Here is a 5,058-nt window from a genome sequence, read left to right as displayed (position 1 = left end):
TAGGGACATGTGCCTCCATGTCAAAGTCGTAAAACAACCGCGCCGGAGCTTCCTGAACACCCATCATCGTCAAATCCTCCCCCATTTTATAATAACGAGTGAATCAAACGACTTGCCTCAAAGCAACAAGACTTCTTCAACAAAATAGGCTCGGAGTGGTCCTTAGCTGCGCTCTGCACCAACTTCCGCAGTACAGACGACGCGAACTTTGGTGCCATGTATGTCGATGTCCGGCTTGGCGAACCGTTCTCTTTGGGTTGCGGCGATGTGACGTCAGTTCTTCTTGGGGGTCAAAATTGCGCGGCAAGGTGGTCAATCACGGTGCGTATGAGGCCTGTTAAGTGACGACTTGGTGGGTATACTGCATAAAGCCCTACCACTTTAGCTTCTTCGGCTTCGAAGATAATCTGAAGACGCCCCTCTTTAAGAAATGGCAGTGCGGTATAAAGTGGCACCCGCCCAACGCCCAAGCCTTCCGCCGCCATATTTGCAACGGCGAGTGGGGAGTTGGCGCGAAAGTTGCCCGATACAGGGACAGTGTAGACACCTTTCGCCCCGTTGAACTCCCAATTGTCGGCCGGAGATGTCGATGATTGCAAAAGGCAATTATGAGTTGAAAGCGCTGAGGGCTCTTTCGGCAGGCCATTCTTCTTAAGATAGTCAGGCGATGCGCAGCAAATGATCCTCATGTCCATTAGTTTGCGCGCCACAAGGCTGGAATCTTTCAAAGCCCCGAACCGGAGCGCGAGGTCATGACCTTCTTCCACCAGCGACACATGGTGATCGGAGAGATGCAATTCGATAGACACCTTCGGATGCGCGTCTTGAAACGGTTGCAGCAGGTGAACCAGTTGCGAAGACCCATATCCTGTAGGTGCAGTGATACGGATGCGCCCCGCAAGCTCAGTCTGACGCTGTTGCACAAGCCCTTCCAACTCATCAAACTGTTCAATCAGCGGCAGGCATCGATCGTAGTAAGAACGCCCTGTATCGGTCAGTGTGACGCTGCGCGTTGTACGGTTGAACAGTTGCGCATGCAGCCGTTCTTCGAGCTGACCGATGTATTTGCTGGCGAGCTTAGTGCTGATTCCAACCTGCCGTGCACCCTCCGTAAAGGATTTATGGGCAGCAACAGCCGCAAACGTTTTCATCCCAACGATAGTATCCATTATCCACATTTCGTTCATAAACATTCCCTGGCTGGGTATATTATCGCCGGATGCGCTTCAAGATATCTCTTTTTCATCGCCGGAGACGTCCTCTGGCTCATGACAAAGGAAATCAAATGTCCAACGCAGTTCGTATTCACAGCTTCCCTCTCTCTGGCCACGCCCACCGCGTGGTGCTCTTTGCCGGTCTTGCTGGCATCAATCATACGGTCATCAATGTCGATCTTGGTGGTGGTGCTCACAAGTCCAAAAACTACCTTGCCAAAAACCCTGCGGGTCAAGTTCCAATGATCGAAGACGGAGACACAGTTGTCAGCGATAGTAACGCCATTCTGGTTTACCTCGCTCGCAAATACGCCCCCTCCTACATCCCCAATGACCCAGTTGGCGAAGCAGAAGTGCAAAAGTTCCTGACCTTGGCAGCAGGCGAGCTTGCTTTTGGTCCAGCAGCGGCGCGCTTGATTAATGTCTTCAAGGCCCCTCTCGACAAAGACTTTGCACATGCAACAGCCGCCAAAGTTCTTGGCAAGCTGGAGGCGCACCTTGAAGGGCGCGAGTGGTTGGTCGGTGATGCACCAACAATCGCGGATGTGGCCATCTACAGCTACACGGCCCACGCCCCAGAAGGCGACGTTTCGCTGGATCCATATCCAAACGTGCGTCGTTTGCTGTCCAACATCGAAGCCCTCGATGGCTTTGTCCCCATGGTGTCAACACCTGTGGGCCTGAAAGCTACGAAAGCGGCCTAACCCAACGCTGGCCCAACCGGCTACTCCCCCTGGTTGGGCCTCCTATCCATCGTTCAAATTTTGAGGCTCGTCATGAATGTTCAGCCAACAATAGCCACAACGCAATTCCATGCAGGTGAGCGCGAAATGCAGAAGCGGGCCGGTAAAAGCGAAGCAATGGAGGCCATTGGCAAGATTGCCATTCGTCCTTTCATGCCTGACCAGCACCGTGCGTTTTACGAGAAAATCCCGTTCATTCTTGTGGGAAGCCTTGATCGCTATGGTTGGCCTTGGGCGTCGATGCTCGTAGGGGGCGCAAATTTTATCACGTCGCCCGATAACAAGCGTCTCGATCTTGATGCGACGCCGTTGGCCGATGACCCGTTGGCTGCGAACCTGAAACAAGGTGCGCCCGTCGGACTTGTCGGGATCGAACTCTCGACCCGTCGTCGCAACCGGATGAACGCGACTGTGCGTGCGGTCAGAGATGGGGGTATATCGCTTGAAGTTGTGCAGTCCTTTGGCAACTGCCCGCAGTATATTCAAACGCACGACGTTAGTTTCCTACGCAGTCCGAAAGCGCAGATTGACCGGACACCGACGCAGCGGTTCACGCAGCTTGACGCGGCAGCGCAAAGCTTCATTGCACAGGCCAATTCTTTCTATGTTGCCAGCTCCTCGGAAACAGGCGAGAACCCGACAACGCGGGGCGCGGACATGTCTCACCGCGGCGGACAGGCAGGCTTTGTCAAAGTTGAAGGCAACTCGATCATCGTTCCCGATTTCTCCGGCAACAACTTCTTTAACACACTTGGAAACTTCTTGGTGAACCCCAAAGCAGGATTGCTTTTTCCCGATTACACAACAGGTGATATCTTGATGCTCACAGGCACAACAGAAGTGTTTGAAGCAGACGCACCAGAGATCGCTTGCTTCAAAGGAGCAGAGCGAGGTTGGAGGTTCACTTTGGATCACGGCATCCGCATCCATGACGCCTTGCCGTTCCGGGCTGAGTTCACCGAGTGGTCGCCTAACAGCCTGATGGCTGACAACTGGACCCAAGCCGAAGCCCGTCAAAAGATGGAGGCCGAACGCGCTGCCTGGCGTCCCCTGAAGGTGACTGCCATCAAAGACGAAAGCAGTGTTATCCGCTCATTCACGTTCGATGCGGTGGACGACCAACCTTTGCTGTCTTTCGAAGCTGGGCAATTCCTGACAATCCGTGTGACGCCCGAAGGTGCCGAGCCACAAACGCGGACTTACACCGTCTCCTCTGCACCGGGTGATCAGGGTTACCGTATTTCGGTCAAGCGGGAACCGGGTGGTGCAGTGTCCAACCACCTTCACGATACTCTGAAAGTTGGCGACGTTATCGACGCGAAAGCCCCAAAAGGCGGATTTTTCATAGACGCCTTGGAAAAACGCCCTGCTGTTTTGTTCGCCGGTGGTGTTGGTGTCACGCCCATGATGTCGATGACGCGTCACGTACTGAACGAGAGCGTGCGCAAACGCTACACGAGGCCGTTGACGGTTTTTCATGCCGCCCAAACAACCGATCAGCGCCCATTTTTGGAAGAGTTCCGCGCAGCAGAAACCCAGAGTGACGGCAAAATCAAATACGTGTCGATCGTTGGCCACCCCGAAGACGGCGAGGTGCAAGGCACGGATTATGACGCGACGGGTTACATCACCCCCGATCTGATCCGATCTGAGTTGTCCTTTGATGACTATGACTTTTTCCTCTGCGGCCCGCCTTCGTTTATGCAGGCCGTGTACGACGCATTGCGTGATCTCGGTGCACGCGATGCGCGCATTTTCGCGGAGGCTTTTGGCCCCGCAGCGCTCAAGCGCCACGCTGATGTGGGTGCCACAGCATTTGAACCCGAACCAGAAGCCGAAACTGCAGTCGTCAAATTTGCGCAATCCGGACACCAGCAGCACTGGAAAAAAGGTGACGCCACGTTGCTCGAAACAGCCGAAGCACATGGGGTCACACCGCCATTTTCTTGTCGTAGCGGATCTTGCGGGAGCTGCATCACCAAAAAACTGTCTGGCAATGTTGTCTACCGCACGCCGGTGACCGCCGAACATGGCGATGACGACGTGCTGATTTGCAGTGCCGTCCCCGCCAAAGATACCGAAGAACTCGTCCTAGACCTATAATCAACCAAAGAAGGGCCACGATCATGTCTCGACCACCATTGCCACCGTTTAGCCGTGAAACAGCTATTCAAAAGGTGCGCCTTGCCGAAGATGCCTGGAACAGCCGCGATTCTTCAAAGGTCGCAACGGCCTACACGCTTGATACCAAATGGCGCAACCGCGCACGTTTTGTCAGCACGCGTGACGAGGTCGAAGCTTTCTTGTCCGGCAAATGGGTTCGCGAAAACGAATACCGCCTGATCAAAGAGCTATGGGCGTTTAATGAGAACCGTATCGCCGTGCGCTACGCATATGAATGGCGTGACAACAGCCGCAATTGGTTCCGCTCTTATGGCAACGAAAACTGGGAGTTTTCCGCAGATGGTCTGATGCAGAACCGCCATGCGAGCATCAATGATCTGCCCATCCGTGAACAAGATCGCCTGTTCCATTGGCCGCTTGGTCGCCGACCAGACGGCCACCCAAGTCTATCTGATTTGGGCCTCTAAGCCAAAAGGAGAACCGCTGGATGTTGGCTTATTGTTGATGTTGCCGGCACACGGATAAAATTCGATGAATTTCAAATCTCTATTTTCCGAAAGCGGGCCTTCATGCCGCCCGCAGCATTGGTCGTAATGGGATGTACCGGCTGCTTCACCCAGCAGGTTAGGCTTGGCCTATTTCTGCAACATGGAGAAGTAGCATGTCGAAGAACGATGTTGATGAACTGATGTCGGTTGGGATCGATATTGGCAAAGAAGTGTTTCACTTGGTTGGCTTTGATCGTGATGGGCACCGTGTGCTGCGCAAGAAGATCAAACGGCTGGCACTGGTGACGGCGTTTGAACAGTTGCCACGTTGTATCGTCTGGATGGAAGCTTGCCTGAGCGCGCATTTTGTCAGCCGGACTTTGCGCGGTTTGGGCTTTGAGCCTCGGATCATTCCCGCAATTTACGTGAAGCCTTTCAACAAGGGGGCAGAAGAACGACTACAATGATGCCGAAGCGATTGCGGAAGCT

General features: G+C 53.9%; 4 protein-coding genes and 1 pseudogene. 4 read left to right on the top strand and 1 reads right to left on the bottom strand.

Features of this window, described 5'->3' with window-relative positions:
* Nucleotides 1-290: 290 nt before the first annotated feature.
* Complete coding sequence (locus ACEWL3_RS20500; RefSeq protein ID WP_386185411.1) at nucleotides 291-1,187, bottom strand: LysR family transcriptional regulator; 897 nt, start codon at nucleotides 1,185-1,187, stop codon at nucleotides 291-293.
* Nucleotides 1,188-1,285: 98 nt separating this feature from the next.
* On the opposite strand from ACEWL3_RS20500, the gene ACEWL3_RS20495 reads away from it, so the two are divergent.
* From ACEWL3_RS20495 to ACEWL3_RS20480, 4 genes and pseudogenes are all read left to right on the top strand, one after another.
* On the top strand, nucleotides 1,286-1,918 hold the full coding sequence (locus ACEWL3_RS20495) for a glutathione S-transferase family protein (RefSeq protein WP_386185413.1): 633 nt from the start codon (nucleotides 1,286-1,288) through the stop codon (nucleotides 1,916-1,918).
* Nucleotides 1,919-2,044: 126 nt separating this feature from the next.
* The gene (locus tag ACEWL3_RS20490) at nucleotides 2,045-4,060 is read left to right on the top strand and encodes an FAD-binding oxidoreductase (RefSeq protein WP_386185415.1); all 2,016 of its coding nucleotides are present in this window, start codon (nucleotides 2,045-2,047) and stop codon (nucleotides 4,058-4,060) included.
* Between the two features lie 23 nt (nucleotides 4,061-4,083).
* Nucleotides 4,084-4,548 (top strand): nuclear transport factor 2 family protein, encoded by a 465-nt coding sequence (locus ACEWL3_RS20485; protein WP_386185417.1) that lies wholly within the window; start codon nucleotides 4,084-4,086, stop codon nucleotides 4,546-4,548.
* A 194-nt stretch (nucleotides 4,549-4,742) separates the two neighbouring features.
* Nucleotides 4,743-5,058, top strand: a pseudogene (locus ACEWL3_RS20480) (IS110 family transposase); the annotation flags it as partial.

It is taken from the genome of Sulfitobacter sediminivivens, assembly GCF_042611115.2.
GTDB classification, from domain to species: Bacteria; Pseudomonadota; Alphaproteobacteria; order Rhodobacterales; family Rhodobacteraceae; genus Sulfitobacter; species Sulfitobacter sediminivivens.
This window is presented reverse-complemented; position numbering and strand designations above follow the sequence as displayed.

Coding starts and splice junctions, on each gene's coding strand:
- ACEWL3_RS20500 (WP_386185411.1), bottom strand. CDS start 1,187: ATGAACGAAATGTGGATAATGGATACTATCGTTGGGATGAAAACGTTT.
- ACEWL3_RS20495 (WP_386185413.1), top strand. CDS start 1,286: ATGTCCAACGCAGTTCGTATTCACAGCTTCCCTCTCTCTGGCCACGCC.
- ACEWL3_RS20490 (WP_386185415.1), top strand. CDS start 2,045: ATGCAGAAGCGGGCCGGTAAAAGCGAAGCAATGGAGGCCATTGGCAAG.
- ACEWL3_RS20485 (WP_386185417.1), top strand. CDS start 4,084: ATGTCTCGACCACCATTGCCACCGTTTAGCCGTGAAACAGCTATTCAA.